Here is a 16,570-nt window from a genome sequence, read left to right on the forward strand (position 1 = left end):
GATAAGGAATTTCATCTCTTCTGTGTAATAGCTCATCTCGAGCTTGTGTGAATTGTTTACCCTATTCGGAACATATCAAGCATGACTTCAAATTTTTCACAACTCAGCACAGATGCTTTATCTCCGGGGCAACTACCTGAATCCGTTAAAGCATTGTTAAAGCGTGCTCACATCAACAGATATCCAAAACGAACCACAATTGTTGATGCCGGAACAGAGTCAAAATCTTTATACTTAATTTTAAAAGGCTCAGTTTCAATTATTTTACGTGAAGATGATGAGCGTGAAATTGTTGTGGCATATTTGAATCCTGGTGACTTCTTTGGGGAAATGGGGCTTTTCGAACCGAACCCTCAACGTACAGCTGAAGTTCGTACCCGTGATGTCTGTGAAATTGCAGAAATTTCATATGACAACTTCCACGAACTAAGCAAACAGTATCCAGATCTCAGCTATGCCGTTTTCGCGCAACTTGTTCGTCGTTTAAAAAATACAACTCGTAAAATGACTGACCTTGCATTCATTGATGTGTCTGGTCGTATTGCACGTTGCTTAATCGACTTATCTTCGCAACCAGAAGCAATGATCTTGCCGAATGGTCGTCAAATTCGTATTACTCGTCAAGAAATCGGACGTATTGTCGGGTGTTCACGAGAAATGGTTGGCCGTGTATTAAAGACCTTAGAAGATCAAGGTATGATCCAAACAGATGGTAAGGCTATTCTTATTTTTGATACTTCACTAGAAGAAACCCCAGTCACTGATGAAGACTATGATGACGAAGAATAATTACTCGTAATTATTTAATAAAGAGCAAACTTCGGTTTGCTTTTTTTATATGCAACAATGAGTTAATACACAAAGCTTACAAACTATTCTGTTTTTATGATTTAAGTTGAATACATATTTTCCGTTAGGCTAACTTAAAATTTCTCAAGGATTTCGCAGTATGCAATTTAAACCACTTGGTCACACTGGCATTAACCTTCCAGAAATTTGCTTAGGTACCATGACATTTGGTGAGCAAAATACTCAACAAGAAGCATTCGAACAGCTCAATTACGCTTTAGAACACGGTTTATATTTCTGGGATACAGCAGAGATGTATTCCGTACCTCCTAAACCGGAAACATACGGGGCGACTGAAACCATTTTAGGCAATTGGTTTGCACAGCATGGTCAGCGCGACAAAGTATTCCTTGCTTCAAAAATTGCAGGTCCTGGCTTTGGTGGAACCCATATTCGAGAAGGCCATACCAAGTTCAATAGTAGCCATATCTCACAAGCGATTGATGGTTCACTTAAACGTCTCCAAACAGACTATATCGATCTTTATCAACTGCACTGGCCAGAACGTCATACTAACTTCTTTGGAACGCTCGCTTATGGCAACCAACAAGCACACAATGATTATGACACTACGCCCTTAGAAGAAACTTTACTTGCCCTTCAAAAAGAGATTAATCGAGGTCGTATTCGTTATATTGGTTTATCAAACGAGACCCCTTGGGGCACCATGAAGTTTCTACAACTCGCTGAAAACTTAGGCGTGAGTAAGTTTGTAAGTGTGCAAAATCCATATAGTCTGCTTAATCGTACCTATGAAATAGGCATGTCTGAGATTGCCAAATATGAAGGAGTAGGTTTACTTGCGTACTCTCCTCTTGCTTTTGGTTATTTAACTGGCAAGTTCAGAAATGGAGCACGACCTGCAAATGCTCGCGTTACTCTATTTCCGCGCTTTAGCCGCTACAGTAATCCACAAAGTGAATGGGCAACTGAACAATATGCACAGCTCGCTGAAAAGCATGGTTTAAGTCTGACTCAATTGGCTCTGGCTTTTATTAAGCAGCAGTTCTTTGTAACAAGCACAATTATTGGTGCGACCAATTTAGATCAGCTGAAAGAAAATATTCAGGCTTTTGAAATCGAGCTTTCACCAGAAATTTTACAAGGCATTGAAGCCATTCATATACAACAGCCAAACCCTGCCCCTTAAAAACAAAAAACGGATGCTTGAGCATCCGTTTTTACATTCATTTTAAAGTTTTAAAACTTATCTACGGCCATTATAAATAGCTAATGCTGCAGGTAAGTTTTTACGCATGTCATTAATACGTTGAGCGTTAGATGGGTGAGTAGACAAGAAAGATGAACCACCAGCACCTTCAAGTTTGTTCATTTTTTCCCAGAGAGTAATAGCAGCATTTGGGTTATAACCCGCACGTGCCATTAGCATTAAGCCACCTTGGTCAGCACGGCTCTCTAAACTACGTGAATATGGTAAGCCCACCCCTACTTGTGAACCTAATTGTGCAGCAGCCGCTCCTAATTGGTTAACGTTACCGCCACCTGCATAGCTTAAGCCAATATTTAATGCCAAATCAGTTAAAGCCTGGGCACCAATTTTACTTTTAGCATGCTCTTCTAAGGCGTGTGTCATCTCGTGGCCCATAACAGCTGCAATTTCAGCATCCGTTAGGTTTAGCTTATTTACAATACCTGTGTAGAACACGACCTTGCCACCTGGTGCAACGTACGCGTTCACAGTATCTGATTTCAGTACAGCTAACTGCCAGCTAAATGGCTGCCCTGTTTGATTTACTTGGTCAGCATAAGGTTTTAAACGGTTGAATACAGAATTAATACGGCTATAGGTACTTGAACTTGTATCTAAAGTCCCTTTAGCCCGTGCTTCCTGCACCATTTTAGTAAAACCTTGTGCAGATTGAGCATTTAAAGTTGCTGTATCTGCACCTGCCATGTCCGCCATTGTTGCGCAACCTGAAATTGTTACGACACCAGCAGCACATAAGCTTAAAAAAAGTTTTTTATTCATTAACATGGTTCACCTAAATCGTTAAAAAAACTGTTTATTCTTTTGCACTTATTATAAGAAATAGCACACAAGCTTTGAATCTCTCATTTCTTCACGATCATAGTATTTATGTAACGATCAAGCAGATAAAGTCATCAAATAAATCCAGAACAGTAAACATATTATATTTAAGACAAGATAGACATGGCTTAAAGGCTTAACTTTCTCTTCAAGAGAGGGGCTTGTTCTTTTCCATAATAGATAACTGTTTTGTATAAGAACAACCGGAATCAAGATACAAGCTATCAGAACAGAAAGGCTCATGAATGCTGTCATAAAGAAGTCAGGATTATAATTTTGACCATAAATGACTAACATAGCCAACGTTGGCGAACCACCGATCGCAAATAAAAAAGAATAAAAAATAGTTTTTGAAATAGTGGGTTGTAATTTCATTTTTAGTTCATCATCCATGACATAACTTTTATTTCTGTTTTAATCTGAATTAGACAAAACCGAAACTGCACTTTAGTCGGATATAAAAAAAGCCCCCTTTTCAGGAGGCTTTTATCATCTTTGCAAATTAAGCAGAGAATGGATGACGTAAAACAATTGTTTCTGCACGGTCTGGACCAGTTGAAACGATATCAATCGGACATTCGATTAATTGTTCAATACGCTTCACATAAGCCAAAGCATTTGCAGGTAATTGGTCAATGCTAGTCAAACCAACAGTTGACTCGCTCCAACCTGGCATAGTTTCATAAATTGGTTTCAAGCATTCAAAAGAAACCGCATCAGAAGAACCTACGCAACCTGAATCAGTATTTTCATAACCTACACAGATTTTTACTTCTTCTAAACCGTCTAGAACGTCAAGTTTAGTCAAGCAAATACCTGAAAGTGAGTTAACGTCTACAGAACGACGTAAGATTTCGGCATCAAACCAACCACAACGACGTTGACGACCAGTAGAAGCACCAAATTCGTGACCTACAGTACCCAAGTGTTTACCAATTGGGTCACCAGAATCACTTGCTGCATCGTAAACTAATTCAGTTGGGAACGGACCAGCACCTACACGTGTTGTATAAGCTTTAGTAATACCTAATACATAGTCAAGATGTAAAGGACCCATACCAGAACCAGAGCTTACGCCACCAGCAGTTGTATTTGAGCTAGTCACATACGGATAAGTACCGTGGTCGATGTCTAAAAGTGAGCCTTGAGCGCCTTCAAACATTACAGGCTTACCTTCTTTGCGGTAGTCATGTAACACTTTAGTCACGTCAATCACTAATGGAGCAAGCACTTCGCGCCATTCGTTGCAAAGAGCCAATACATCTTCAAATTTAACTGCTTCTACGCCGTAGAACTGAGTTAATTGGAAGTTATGTAACTCAAGCATTTCTTGGAGTTTTTCTTCTAACGCTGCACCACCACGAACAAGGTCAGCAACACGCACTGCACGGCGAGCTACTTTGTCTTCGTACGCAGGGCCAATACCACGACCTGTAGTACCGATTTTAGCGTTACCACGTTTCTTCTCACGAGCCTGATCAAGAGCAATGTGGTTAGGCAAAATAAGTGGACAGTTTGGAGAAATGCGTAGACGTTCTTTAACTGGAACACCTTCAGCTTCCAAAATTCCCATTTCTTCAATTAATGCTGCTGGTGAAAGCACCACGCCATTACCAATTAAGCACAATACGTTTTCACGTAAAATGCCTGATGGAATGAGGTGCAATACAGTCTTTTTACCACCTACGACAAGAGTATGACCTGCGTTATGTCCGCCTTGATAACGTACTACCGCAGCCGCTTGATCTGTGAGCAGGTCGACGATTTTACCTTTACCTTCGTCGCCCCATTGGGTACCAAGTACCACAACATTTTTGCCCATAATAGCCTCATTACATCATGCTGTTAAAATTGGAAACCATCAGTAAAAAACTTACCGCTGGCGTTTAAATTTTTTCAATATTCCATTGACCGTTTTGCGATACAAGCTGATGTGTCGCATAAGGAATAGAACCTAAATTATCATTACCTAACAATTGAACTACACGTAAACCTTGTGAACGTGCATTTGCAATTGCTTTAAGCAAATCTGCATCAGTACCTTTGGGTGCCACCACAGTTTCAATTTCAGCAAACTGATTTGCCCCTAAGGCATATAAATCACAACTGAAACCAGTAGCAGGACGTGCACGACCAAAGTGTTCACCAATACCATCATAACGGCCACCTTGCGCTAAAGGTGCAGCACGGTTCGGTGCATAAACTGCATACATCAAACCAGTGTGATAGTGGTAACTGCGAAGTTCGACAACGTCAATTCCAACATTAAGTGCTGGCCAACGGTTTTTAATTTGTTCAAGTGTAGTTTTGAGTGCATTTAATGCAGCATCAAATTCAACATCTTTTAAAATATCTGTACTTAAATGAGTTTGTAATGCTTCTAAATCACTTGCATAGCGACCAAGTGCATAGAAGTCTGAACCCATATTTAAATTTTGAGTAAATTCAGCCAACTCAGGTAATGCTTTTCTTTGATAAAGATCAGATAACTCATGCTCTTCATTTTTAGAAAGTCCGGCATATTTTACCAAGCTGCGAAATAGCCCTACATGTCCTAAGTCTAAATGTGCGCCTTGCAATGTATAGGCATTTTCAATGAGCCCAAGCATTACATCGACCATTTCAACATCAGCTTCAATACTATCGTGGCCATATAGCTCTGCACCTAACTGTAAAGGTGCGCGAGTCGCATTGAAATTTTGTGGTTTTGTATGTAATACAGTCCCTGCATAACAGTAACGTGCAACCCCTTCAACAGGTCTTACATGTGCATCAATACGTGCAACTTGAGGTGTCATATCAGCACGGATACCGAGTAAACGGCCTGAAAGCTGGTCAATCACCTTAAAAGTTACTAAATCCAGGTCTTGATTTGATTCTGATAATGAAGACAACGATTCGATGTATTCGATAAATGGTGTATATACCAGTTGATAACCTCTTACTGAGAGGAAATCTATAGCTTCACGGCGAAGTTTTTCAATGACTTGCGCCTGTTCCGGCAATACATCTGCTACCCCGTCAGGCAGCAACCATGTCTCTGAAATGGTCATATTTCAAGCCTAAAATCTGATCAACGTGGAACGACCCCACATAAAAAAATCGGGAACACACCCGATTTCTCTTAGTGTAGCATGATACTTTGTGCCATGCACCTGACAATTTGCATAAATCTTTCTGAATAAACTCTAAAGTCAAAAAGAAGATAATAAGAATAAACAATAGTATTCAATGCCTTACCCTTATTCAATTTAGTTACGCACTAAAGTTCTTCGACTAAAGAAAGGGCTAATATCTGAACTATCACCTTGTTTCCAACTAACCAACCTTAATGGTTAAATAGCTTTCTTAAGTTATTTTAAATTTAGAAAGAATCACACAAATCTAATAATCGATTTGCATAGCCCCATTCATTATCGTACCAAGCAAATACTTTAGCTTGATGTCCCACAACCATGGTTTGAGTTAAATCAACAATAAGTGAATAAGGTGAATGATTAAAATCGCTTGAAACTAGTGGCTCATCAGTCACTGCCATAATTTCCGCATAATCTGTTTGAGAAGCTTTGATTAGCAATTCATTAATATGATGAACAGTAATTGGAGATTGTGCGATAAAAGTTAAATCAATTGCAGCCACATTAATGGTAGGTACTCGAATTGAGTAACCATCAATACGGTCTTCCATTTTCGGCATTACACGCTTTAATGCACCGAGTGCACTAGACGTAGTCGGAATAATATTTTGCCCAGAAGCTCTAGCACGACGTAAATCACGATGCGCATGATCAAGCACAGACTGATCTGCTGTTACTGCATGAATTTCGGTCATGAGCGCAGTTTCAATACCAAATGCATCATCAATAATTTTTACCAATGGCACCAAAGCCTGTGTCGTACATGACACACTAGATATGATTTGATCAGTCGCTTTTACATCGGCATGGTTAACACCATAGACAATTGCAGCATCGACATGGTCAAAAGGTGCAGCCCCAATAATGACCCGCTTCGCCCCTGCTTCTAAATGACGTGTTGCATCAGCATGTGAACGGAACAAGCCTGTACATTCGAGTACAACATCAATTTGCAAACTTGCCCACGGTAAAAGTTCTGGTTGTTTTTGCTGAAGAACTTCAACTTTCAAATTTCTTTGGTTAGATTGAATATTTAAATAAATCTTTTCATTTTCAATAGCTATGTCAACTTTGCCATGAAAACGACCATGGGTTGAATCATATTTAAATAAATGCACCAATGTCTGTACATCTGCTATATCGTTAATCGCCACGATTTCAAAATGAAATTGTTTCGGGCTCTCAAACCAGGCACGTAAAACATTACGTCCAATCCGGCCAAACCCATTAATGGCGATACGTTGCATGACCTATCCTTATCTACAAAACCAGAAACGAAAGAAGGCATATAGTAAAACACGTCAAGGCTAATTGAATATAGATTTTTAGCCAAATCACAGTTTTGTAAGATATTCCCTCTAAAATCGTTGGTTCGGTGGGGTTTTTCCGTTACAATTTAGCGTTTTTTAAAAATAAGCCCCGTATCACATGCGAGATTTGTGAACAAACAAACTTGTGGTGATGCTTTTAGCCAAATTCGAAAATATGGAGTGACTTGGTTGTGAGTACTCGTTTAATGACATCTGCTGAAATTCGTGAAGCATTTTTGCGCTACTTTGAAACGCAAGGGCATACACGTGTCGCGTCGAGTTCTCTTGTTCCTGCCAACGACCCAACTTTATTATTTACAAATGCTGGGATGAACCAGTTTAAAGACTGTTTTTTAGGTCTTGAGAAACGTGATTATGTACGTGCAACGACATCACAAAAATGTGTACGTGCAGGCGGTAAACATAACGACTTAGATAACGTCGGCTATACAGCTCGTCACCATACATTCTTTGAAATGTTAGGTAACTTCTCATTTGGTGACTATTTCAAACGTGACGCGCTTAAATTTGCTTGGGAATTTTTAACCAGCGAACAATGGCTTGCTTTACCAAAAGATCGCCTATATGTAACGGTTTATCATACCGATGACGAAGCGTATGACATCTGGAATAAAGAAATTGGTTTAGCACCAGAACGTATTATCCGTATTGGTGATAACAAAGGCGAAAAATACGCTTCAGATAACTTCTGGGCAATGGGTGATACTGGTCCATGTGGTCCATGTTCTGAAATTTTCTTTGACCACGGTGACCACATTTGGGGTGGCTTACCTGGTTCTCCTGAAGAAGATGGCGACCGTTTCATTGAAATCTGGAACAACGTTTTCATGCAGTTTAACCGTACTGCTGATGGCGTACTTCACCCTCTTCCAGCTCCATCTGTAGATACAGGTATGGGCTTAGAGCGTATTTCTGCTGTATTGCAGCATGTTAATTCAAACTATGACATTGACCTGTTCCAACACTTATTAAAAGCTGCTGCAAACATTATTGGTATTGAAGACGAAGGTCAGCCTTCTTTACGTGTTGTTGCAGACCATGCACGTTCTTGCTGTTTCTTAATTGCTGATGGTGTAAATCCAAGCAATGAAGGCCGTGGCTATGTACTTCGCCGTATTATTCGTCGTGCTGTGCGTCATGGTAATAAACTTGGCGCAACTGGTACGTTCTTCTACAAAATGTTGCAACCTTTAATCGAAGTTATGGGTGATGCATACCCAGAACTTGCAGCGCGCAAAGATGTTATTGAAGCAACTTTAATTCGTGAAGAAGAACAGTTTGCTAAAACACTTGAGCAAGGTTTAAAACTACTTGAAGGTGAACTTGCTCAGTTAAAAGACAAAACTATTCCTGGTGCGACTGTATTTAAACTTTACGACACTTATGGCTTCCCAACAGACTTAACTGCTGATATTGCACGTGAACGTGGCTTTATTATTGATGAAGCTGGCTTTGAAGTTGAAATGGCTGCACAACGTCAACGTGCGCGTGACGCTGGTAAGTTTGCAGTTGACTATAACAACATTGTAAAAGTCGAAGGTGAAACTCAGTTCGACGGTTATATCAACACAACTGGTCAAGGCGAAATTGTAGCGATCTATAAAGATGGCGTACAAGTTGATGAAGTTTCTGAAGGTGACGAAGCGCTTATCGTTCTAAACCAAACTCCTTTCTATGCTGAAAGTGGTGGTCAGATTGGTGATACGGGTATCTTCAAAAACGAAACTGGTATTTTTGAAGTTCAAGACACCAAAAAGTCTGGCGGTGCCTTTGTTCATCAAGGTATTGTGACCGTTGGTAACCTCAAAGCAAATCAAAATGTAGAAGCGATTGTTAAAGCAGACATTCGTGAAGCTACTGCGCGCAACCACTCAGCCACTCACTTGTTACATGCTGCCCTTCGTCAAATCTTAGGTTCACATGTACAACAAAAAGGTTCTTTAGTTGCAAGCGACATCTTACGTTTTGACTTTGCAAATGACCAACCTGTTTCATTTGAACAATTACAACAAGTTGAACGTCTCGTAAATGCTGAAGTTATTGCCAATACTCCAGTGACGACTGAACTTCTCGACATTGAAGCTGCGAAAGCAAAAGGCGCAATGATGTTGTTCGGTGAAAAATACGGCGATGAAGTTCGTGTACTCTCTATGGGTTCAGTCATTGATGAGAAAAACTTCTCAATCGAACTTTGTGGTGGTATTCACGTAAAACGTACCGGTGATATTGGTTTATTCAAAATCACTTCTGAAGGTGGTGTAGCTGCTGGTGTACGTCGTATTGAAGCAGTAACTGGTACTAAAGCGTTAGAAGTGGTACAAAAAGCTGATAATGATATTCAGCACATTAATAGCTTACTCAAAGCACAGAAAGACCAAACAGTTGAGCGTGTACAAGCCAATGTAGAATTGGTTTCTGCACTACAAAAGCAGATTGAACAGCTCAACCAGAAATTGGCAAACTTCCAAGCGGCTGACTTGATTGACCAAGTACAAACCATCGCTGGTCGTCAAACGCTTATTACCACTGTTCAAGGTGTTGATGCCAAAGCGCTTCGCAACTTACATGACAGTGTGAAATCAAAATTAGAGAATGCAGTGATTGTGTTAGCAGGTGTAGAGGGTGACAAAGTCAGCCTGCTTGCATCAGTCGCGTCGCAATACACTGCAAATCTAAAAGCAGGTGACATCATCAAACATCTAGCAACTGAGTTAGGTGGTAAAGGTGGTGGTAAACCTGACTTAGCACAAGGTGGCGCGCCACTTAACGAGAAGTTTGGACAAGTTATTGCAGCATTGCCTGCTTGGCTTGAACAAAAATAAGACTTCACTTTTTGTGTAACTGACCCTGAAAAGCCTCTCAGGGTCATGGCTTATATGGAACAACTATGGCATTAATCGTTCAAAAATATGGCGGTACTTCTATGGGTACCCCCGAGCGCATTTTAAATGTTGCTCGTCGTGTGAAGCGTTGGCATGATCACGGTCACAAGGTTGTTGTGGTCGTATCTGCAATGAGTGGTGAAACAAACCGCTTACTTGCCCTCGCTAAAGCCATTACCGAAACACCTGACCCACGCGAGTTAGACCAAATGGTTTCAACCGGTGAACAGGTGACGATTTCCATGTTAGCTATGGCACTTAATTCGATTGGTGTGGAAGCTAAATCCTATACCGGACGTCAAGTCGGTATTAAAACTGACAGTGCATTTACCAAGGCGCGTATTGAGTCGATTGACACAGATGTCATGACCAATGACCTAGATGCAGGCCGTGTTATTGTGGTTGCAGGCTTCCAAGGCTTTGATGCCAATGGAAACACAACAACTCTAGGACGTGGTGGTTCAGATACTTCTGGTGTTGCCATTGCTGCTGCGCTGAAAGCAGATGAATGCCAAATCTATACTGACGTTGATGGTGTTTACACTACAGACCCTCGTGTTGCTCCTAAAGCGAAGAAAATTGATCGTATTTCTTTTGAAGAAATGCTAGAAATGGCATCATTAGGTTCAAAAGTTTTACAAATTCGCTCAGTAGAATTTGCCGGAAAATATCAGGTTCCTTTACGCGTATTATCAAGCTTTGATAATGATGAAGACGGCGCATTTGACGACGAATTTAAAGAAAATGTAGGTACACTCATTACTACTGAGGCAGAAGACAATATGGAACAGCCAATCATTGCAGGTATTGCTTTTAACCGTGACGAAGCAAAATTAACGATTTTAGGTGTACCTGATGAACCAGGTATTGCTTCTAAAATTTTATCACCAGTAAGTGATGCCAACATTGAAGTGGACATGATAGTTCAAAATGTTGAAGAAGATGGCACAACAGATTTTACTTTCACAGTAAACCGTGTTGATTTAGCGAAAGCTGAAAAAATCTTAAATGAAACTGCCAAAAATATTGGTGCACGCGAAGTTTCAACACGTGACGATATCGTAAAAGTTTCAATTGTTGGTGTGGGTATGCGCTCACATGCTGGTGTCGCAAGTAAGATGTTCACTGCCCTTGCAGACGAAGGCATCAATATTCTTATGATCTCAACATCTGAAATCAAGGTTTCTGTCATTATTGATGAGAAATATCTAGAACTTGCAGTTCGTTGCCTACATACCGCTTTTGGTTTAGATCGCGAACACGGTGAAAGCAGCGCCCGCGCTTAATTTTACCAAACGGTCAAGAATTCATTCAAAACTGTTTACTTGTCCGACAATAATCAAAGAAAACACAGAGCCGCTATAGTTTTTTTTATAGCGGCTCTGTTATATTAAACGGAAAGTTTTTTGGCAGAGATTATCAAAATATGACTTTGTTCTCATATTTCTGTTAGAATCTGACTGAAAACTGAGGTTGAGCTTTTTATTTGGGTACCAATATTGCAGTTTTAAGCGTTTAGCAAGGAGATAAACATGCTGATTCTGACCCGCCGTGTCGGGGAAACATTAATGATTGGGGATCAAGTCAGTGTTACTGTGCTTGGCGTCAAAGGAAACCAGGTTCGAATTGGTGTGAATGCGCCAAAAGAGGTTTCTGTTCATCGCGAAGAAATTTATCAACGTATTCAACATGAACGTGCAATGCATGAACACCTTCAACATCTTGATCAAGATTATCAAGTTTCATATGAAGATGATAATTATGCACAGAAAAACTTCAATCGTTAGTATGAAGTTATTCTCTCCCTAATTAAAGCGACTTTATAGTCGCTTTAAATTTTTTGGGAGTATATAAATTTATAGCCCTAATGCACGTTTTACTGGTGCATAACTACGACGATGCTGATCAATCACGCCATGAGCTGCAATCGCTTCAAAATGTGCTTTTGTTGGATAACCTTTGTGTTTTCCAAAACCAAATAATGGATATTGCTGATCTAATTCTGCCATTTGGCGATCACGTGTGACTTTTGCCAAAATACTCGCCGCACTAATCTCGGCGTGGCTAGCGTCGCCCCCAACAATCGCTTCACAAGGAATAATGATTCCTTTGGGAATTTGGTTGCCATCTACAATGACTTTTTGAGGCTGTGTTTTTAGGCCTTCCACTGCTCTTTTCATTGCTAAAAATGTTGCTTGCAAGATATTCAGCTCATCAATTTCCGCATGTGTCGCTTCCGCTATTGACCATGCTAAAGCTTTTTCCTGAATTTCAATAAACAACTTTTCACGTTTCTTTTCAGTTAATTTTTTAGAATCGTTTAATCCTAAAATTGGATTGTTCGGATCTAAAATAACAGCTGCAGCAACAACTGAACCCACTAATGGGCCTCGCCCCGCCTCATCTACGCCTGCAACAAACATGTATACTCCAATAAAAAAGAGGCCGATCAATATGAGTCAGCCTTCTTTGAAACTCAAATTATTAATTACTTTTGTAAAGCTTCTGCTACGCAAGCATTTACAGTATTAGAAACGACTTGATTTACAACTGTTGCACGTGCAGCTGGGTCAAGTGCAGCAGTAGCCAAATCAACTGCAGTCACACTGTTTGGTACCTTTTCACTTACGCAACCACAAACATTAGTTTGAATACTATCACGTTGTTCAGCAGTCATAAGCTTTGTTGCTGTTTTCCATGCAGCGACATTATTAATTTCTGTAATACATTTCGCATTTACAGCAACTTTTAATGCAGTCATGCCTAACTGTTGAGTTGCAGTTTCTGCAGAACCTGCACCAGGTGTGGTCGCACATGCTGTTAAAGCCAAAACTACTGGTGCTACAGCGAGCATCAATTTTTTCATCATTTTTTCCTTTGATCGAACGTAAGCAGCGCGTATTTTGCCTAAACTTGTGCTTAGAAGAAACAAATAAATTGATGCATTTATGCAAACTAGCTCTCTTATTTTCTCGCTCAAATTGACTGTGTTTTTCCCAATTAAAGCGTTCTGTTTATAGCACGCTCCGTTACGAGAACAACATTTCTCAAATTCAGTGCTTTCCCATAAAATCTAGCGCTAAAATGACAAAAAAATAGGGTCTTTTATGCCTGCCTCATCCTCTCAATACTACACCCGTACTGCACAGATTCTGCATTGGGTCATGGCAATCATTTTCATTACCGCTTGGGTGATTGGTTTCTATAGTGGAAATTTTTTAAGTTACGATGCCGATGGCAGCTTTAAAGGTGATGTTATTACACTGCATAAAAACATTGCCACAACCATTATCTTTTTAGTGGTTATTCGCCTATTCTGGCGTTATACCCACCCAGCCCCACAACTGCCTGACACGATGTCACCAACGATGAAGACTCTTGCTCACATCGGACATTTATTACTGTATGTGATTTTGGTGGCTTTACCTGTCACTGGTTGTTTATTTAGCTGGAGTGCTGGTCATCCTGCCCCTGTTTTATATTTATTTGAAATACCACGTTTAGTACAAGACAATCCAGAGCTTTTAGCTATCGTTAAACCATTACATATTTATATTTCATGGTTTGCAGGTTTGCTTATTGTTGGACATGTTCTGGCAGCTTTAAAACATCACTTTGTGGATAAAGACAATGTTTTAAACAGTATGACTAAACAACCTAAATAAATTCAATGTTAAAAAAACCGCCTATCACAGGCGGTTTTTTTATTTAGATTTTTTGGATTTCTGAAATCCACTTTTGTTTCTCTTCATCTGAAATGAAAGAGGCTTCAAAAGAGTTAATTGCGAGTTGCTTCAACTCATCATTACTTAAATCTAAGGCTTGCTGAATAGCAACGAAGTTATCATTCATATATCCACCGAAATATGAAGGATCATCCGAGTTAACAGTCACGTGTACGCCTTTTTGTAAAAGACGACGGATATTGTGATCTTTCATATCCTTAACGACACATAGCTTTAAGTTACTTAAAGGACAAACTGTTAATGGCATTTTTTCATTAATTAAACGAGCCATTAATTGTTCGTCTTCTTCAGAACGCACGCCGTGGTCAATACGGTTTACTTTGAGCAAGTCTAAAGCTTCCCATACATATTCAGGTGGGCCTTCTTCGCCTGCGTGAGCAACGATTAAGAAACCTTCTTCACGTGCCTTAGCAAAAACACGTTCAAACTTAGCTGGTGGATGGCCTACTTCACTTGAATCAAGTCCAACAGCAATGATGTCTTCTTTAAACGGTAAAGCTTGCTCAAGCGTTTCAAATGCAGCTTCTTCGCTTAAATGACGCAAGAAACACATAATAAGCTGAGAGCTAATACCAAATTTAGCTTTTGCGTCAGCACACGCACGTTTAAGCCCATTTATGACCGTTGCAAAAGCAATACCACGGTCGGTATGGGTTTGCGGGTCAAAGAACATTTCTGTATGAACGACACGATCTTCTGCACATTTCTCAAAATATGCCCATGCTAAATCATAAAAATCTTGCTCATGAACAAGAACATTTGCACCAGCATAGTAAATATCTAAAAATGATTGAAGATTATGAAAGTTATAAGCTTGCTTTACTTCTTCAACAGATTTGTAAGGAATCTGAATCTGATTACGCTGTGCAATCGCAAACATTAATTCAGGTTCAAAAGTACCTTCAATATGTACATGCAACTCAGCTTTTGGTAAGGCCTGAATCAGCTCGACTTGATTCATATTAACTCCACATCTAAAGAAAAAAGGGTGTGGTAAACACACCCTTCTATAATTTCCTTCTTATATCTCTATCACTAAAATAGTTCTAGAAGGAAATTATAAAAAATCGTATTAACCGCCAAAAGCGATAAATTTAAATACCCAAAGAGCAGCAATAATCCATACCATGTATGGAACAGTTTTTGCCTTACCTGTGAATAATTTAACTAATGCATAGCTGATAAAGCCCATTGCAATACCATCTGCAATTGAGTAGGCAAATGGCATAAATACAATCGTTAAAAAGGCTGGAACAGCTTCTGTAATATCATCCCAATCAATGTGTGTGATCCCTTGGATCATTAACACACCAATAAACAATAAAGCTGGTGCTGTTGCAAAACCTGGTACAGATTGAGCAAGAGGTGCCAAAAATAAACAGCAAATAAATAAGACAGCGACAACGACAGCGGTTAAACCTGTACGTCCACCTGCTGCTACACCTGAAGCTGATTCAATATATGGTGTAGTTGATGAAGTACCTAATGCTGCACCAGCAACAATCGCAGTAGAGTCAGCAAATAGTGCTTTTTTCAAACGTGGCAATTTACCATCTTGTAAAAGTCCTGCACGGTGTGAAACGCCAACTAAAGTACCCGTACTGTCAAACAAGTCAACAATGAAGAATACAAAGATGACACCCACCATACTTGCAGTAAATAGGCCTTTAAAGTCCATTTGCATGAATGTCGGTGCAATAGAAGGAATCTGGCCCACTACGCCTTTAAATTCATTTAAGCCTAAAGCAGTCGCAATTGCTGTCACCACTAAAATACTAATAATGATGGCACCACGGACTTTGAGCTGATGTAAAACTACAATGAGTAAAAAGCCAAATAAAGCCAGTAGCACTGTAGGTTGTTTAATATCGCCCAACCCCACTAATGTCGCTTTGTTTGCAACAATGATTCCAGCATTTTTTAGCGCAATAAGTGCGAGGAATAAACCAATACCACCACCTATCGCAAATTTAAGCGACATTGGAATGGCATTGACAATCGCTTCACGAACTTTAAAGAAGCTAATAGCAAGAAATACAACACCTGAAACAAAAACAGCTGCTAAAGCTGTCTGCCATGGCACTCCCATACCCATACATACCGAATAGGTAAAATAAGCATTAAGTCCCATACCCGGTGCCAAGGCGATTGGGTAATTGGCAATAATACCCATCACTAAACAACCGATTGCTGCTGCCAAACAGGTCGCAACGAATACGGCGCCATGATCCATGCCGGTTTCAGATAAAATGAGTGGATTGACAATGATGATGTAACACATCGTTAAAAATGTAGTTACACCAGCAAGAACTTCTGTTCGAAACGTGGTTTTATTGTCGCTTAACTTAAATAAACGCTCTAACCAGCCTGCCGAAGAATTGGGCGCCGCCATAAGTAGCCTCTATGCAAAATCTGAGCTGTGGAATATGTACTTCTATGTAGGTATCTGAGCAATCTTGTTTTTCTGTTCAGATCTCTAGACAAAAATCTTAAATAGACGAAGCAACAAATATGCCACTCATTTGATGTCTGTTTTCATACACAGAAAATAGCCACAGCCCCTCTTGAAACACAA

The 16,570-nt window shown here is 39.9% G+C and carries 15 protein-coding genes; 6 read left to right on the forward strand and 9 right to left on the reverse strand.

Annotated elements, in window-relative coordinates; genetic code table 11:
* The first annotated feature begins 81 nt into the window (after positions 1-81).
* Together crp and RMA95_RS16155 are read left to right on the forward strand one after the other, a co-directional pair.
* Complete coding sequence (crp, locus tag RMA95_RS16150) at positions 82-789, forward strand: cAMP-activated global transcriptional regulator CRP (protein ID WP_000203217.1); 708 nt, start codon at positions 82-84, stop codon at positions 787-789.
* Between the two features lie 160 nt (positions 790-949).
* Entirely contained in the window at positions 950-1,999 is a 1,050-nt protein-coding gene (locus RMA95_RS16155; RefSeq protein WP_311071876.1) for an NADP(H)-dependent aldo-keto reductase, read from the forward strand.
* A 57-nt stretch (positions 2,000-2,056) separates the two neighbouring features.
* On the opposite strand, the gene RMA95_RS16160 is transcribed toward RMA95_RS16155, so the two are convergent.
* The 5 genes from RMA95_RS16160 to RMA95_RS16180 all read right to left on the reverse strand — a co-directional run bounded on the left by RMA95_RS16160 (position 2,057) and on the right by RMA95_RS16180 (position 7,283).
* Positions 2,057-2,839, reverse strand: a complete 783-nt coding sequence (locus tag RMA95_RS16160) for a M48 family metallopeptidase (protein ID WP_263613282.1) — start codon at positions 2,837-2,839, stop codon at positions 2,057-2,059.
* Between the two features lie 117 nt (positions 2,840-2,956).
* Positions 2,957-3,274: a hypothetical protein gene (locus tag RMA95_RS16165; protein ID WP_263613281.1), complete on the reverse strand. Its 318-nt coding sequence runs from the start codon at positions 3,272-3,274 to the stop codon at positions 2,957-2,959.
* 127 nt (positions 3,275-3,401) lie between these two features.
* Positions 3,402-4,721, reverse strand: a complete 1,320-nt coding sequence (locus RMA95_RS16170; protein ID WP_100191889.1) for an adenylosuccinate synthase — start codon at positions 4,719-4,721, stop codon at positions 3,402-3,404.
* A gap of 64 nt (positions 4,722-4,785) precedes the next feature.
* Positions 4,786-5,952 (reverse strand): ATP phosphoribosyltransferase regulatory subunit, encoded by a 1,167-nt coding sequence (locus RMA95_RS16175; protein WP_032011696.1) that lies wholly within the window; start codon positions 5,950-5,952, stop codon positions 4,786-4,788.
* A gap of 311 nt (positions 5,953-6,263) precedes the next feature.
* Positions 6,264-7,283: a type I glyceraldehyde-3-phosphate dehydrogenase gene (locus RMA95_RS16180; protein ID WP_311071878.1), complete on the reverse strand. Its 1,020-nt coding sequence runs from the start codon at positions 7,281-7,283 to the stop codon at positions 6,264-6,266.
* A gap of 269 nt (positions 7,284-7,552) precedes the next feature.
* On the opposite strand from RMA95_RS16180, the gene alaS reads away from it, so the two are divergent.
* The 3 genes from alaS (at position 7,553) to csrA (ending at position 12,036) form a co-directional block, all read left to right on the forward strand.
* Positions 7,553-10,189 carry an alanine--tRNA ligase gene (gene alaS, locus RMA95_RS16185; RefSeq protein WP_311072314.1) on the forward strand — a complete coding sequence of 879 codons (2,637 nt, stop codon included), beginning with the start codon at positions 7,553-7,555 and terminating at the stop codon, positions 10,187-10,189.
* Between the two features lie 65 nt (positions 10,190-10,254).
* Positions 10,255-11,535 (forward strand): aspartate kinase, encoded by a 1,281-nt coding sequence (locus RMA95_RS16190; protein ID WP_263613279.1) that lies wholly within the window; start codon positions 10,255-10,257, stop codon positions 11,533-11,535.
* Positions 11,536-11,781: 246 nt separating this feature from the next.
* On the forward strand, positions 11,782-12,036 hold the full coding sequence (gene csrA / locus RMA95_RS16195) for a carbon storage regulator CsrA (RefSeq protein WP_000906487.1): 255 nt from the start codon (positions 11,782-11,784) through the stop codon (positions 12,034-12,036).
* Positions 12,037-12,105: 69 nt separating this feature from the next.
* Here the strand turns inward: csrA and rnhB are convergent, their stop codons facing one another.
* Positions 12,106-12,672 (reverse strand): ribonuclease HII, encoded by a 567-nt coding sequence (rnhB, locus tag RMA95_RS16200; RefSeq protein ID WP_087606204.1) that lies wholly within the window; start codon positions 12,670-12,672, stop codon positions 12,106-12,108.
* Positions 12,673-12,737: 65 nt separating this feature from the next.
* Positions 12,738-13,115, reverse strand: a complete 378-nt coding sequence (locus RMA95_RS16205; RefSeq protein ID WP_311071882.1) for a hypothetical protein — start codon at positions 13,113-13,115, stop codon at positions 12,738-12,740.
* A gap of 241 nt (positions 13,116-13,356) precedes the next feature.
* Between RMA95_RS16205 and RMA95_RS16210 the strand changes: the two genes are divergently transcribed.
* The gene (locus RMA95_RS16210; protein ID WP_212285558.1) at positions 13,357-13,914 is read left to right on the forward strand and encodes a cytochrome b; all 558 of its coding nucleotides are present in this window, start codon (positions 13,357-13,359) and stop codon (positions 13,912-13,914) included.
* A gap of 43 nt (positions 13,915-13,957) precedes the next feature.
* Here the strand turns inward: RMA95_RS16210 and RMA95_RS16215 are convergent, their stop codons facing one another.
* Together RMA95_RS16215 and RMA95_RS16220 are read right to left on the reverse strand one after the other, a co-directional pair.
* Positions 13,958-14,956, reverse strand: a complete 999-nt coding sequence (locus RMA95_RS16215; protein ID WP_245149409.1) for an adenosine deaminase — start codon at positions 14,954-14,956, stop codon at positions 13,958-13,960.
* A 111-nt stretch (positions 14,957-15,067) separates the two neighbouring features.
* On the reverse strand, positions 15,068-16,387 hold the full coding sequence (locus RMA95_RS16220) for an NCS2 family permease (protein WP_263613276.1): 1,320 nt from the start codon (positions 16,385-16,387) through the stop codon (positions 15,068-15,070).
* Between the last annotated feature and the right edge of the window lie 183 nt (positions 16,388-16,570).

Origin of the sequence: Acinetobacter sp. V110_1, from assembly GCF_031798975.1 — a bacterium.
Lineage (GTDB): Bacteria > Pseudomonadota > Gammaproteobacteria > Pseudomonadales > Moraxellaceae > Acinetobacter > Acinetobacter nosocomialis_A.

Coding starts and splice junctions, on each gene's coding strand:
- crp (WP_000203217.1), top strand. CDS start 82: ATGACTTCAAATTTTTCACAACTCAGCACAGATGCTTTATCTCCGGGG.
- RMA95_RS16155 (WP_311071876.1), top strand. CDS start 950: ATGCAATTTAAACCACTTGGTCACACTGGCATTAACCTTCCAGAAATT.
- RMA95_RS16160 (WP_263613282.1), bottom strand. CDS start 2,839: ATGAATAAAAAACTTTTTTTAAGCTTATGTGCTGCTGGTGTCGTAACA.
- RMA95_RS16165 (WP_263613281.1), bottom strand. CDS start 3,274: ATGAAATTACAACCCACTATTTCAAAAACTATTTTTTATTCTTTTTTA.
- RMA95_RS16170 (WP_100191889.1), bottom strand. CDS start 4,721: ATGGGCAAAAATGTTGTGGTACTTGGTACCCAATGGGGCGACGAAGGT.
- RMA95_RS16175 (WP_032011696.1), bottom strand. CDS start 5,952: ATGACCATTTCAGAGACATGGTTGCTGCCTGACGGGGTAGCAGATGTA.
- RMA95_RS16180 (WP_311071878.1), bottom strand. CDS start 7,283: ATGCAACGTATCGCCATTAATGGGTTTGGCCGGATTGGACGTAATGTT.
- alaS (WP_311072314.1), top strand. CDS start 7,553: ATGACATCTGCTGAAATTCGTGAAGCATTTTTGCGCTACTTTGAAACG.
- RMA95_RS16190 (WP_263613279.1), top strand. CDS start 10,255: ATGGCATTAATCGTTCAAAAATATGGCGGTACTTCTATGGGTACCCCC.
- csrA (WP_000906487.1), top strand. CDS start 11,782: ATGCTGATTCTGACCCGCCGTGTCGGGGAAACATTAATGATTGGGGAT.
- rnhB (WP_087606204.1), bottom strand. CDS start 12,672: ATGTTTGTTGCAGGCGTAGATGAGGCGGGGCGAGGCCCATTAGTGGGT.
- RMA95_RS16205 (WP_311071882.1), bottom strand. CDS start 13,115: ATGAAAAAATTGATGCTCGCTGTAGCACCAGTAGTTTTGGCTTTAACA.
- RMA95_RS16210 (WP_212285558.1), top strand. CDS start 13,357: ATGCCTGCCTCATCCTCTCAATACTACACCCGTACTGCACAGATTCTG.
- RMA95_RS16215 (WP_245149409.1), bottom strand. CDS start 14,956: ATGAATCAAGTCGAGCTGATTCAGGCCTTACCAAAAGCTGAGTTGCAT.
- RMA95_RS16220 (WP_263613276.1), bottom strand. CDS start 16,387: ATGGCGGCGCCCAATTCTTCGGCAGGCTGGTTAGAGCGTTTATTTAAG.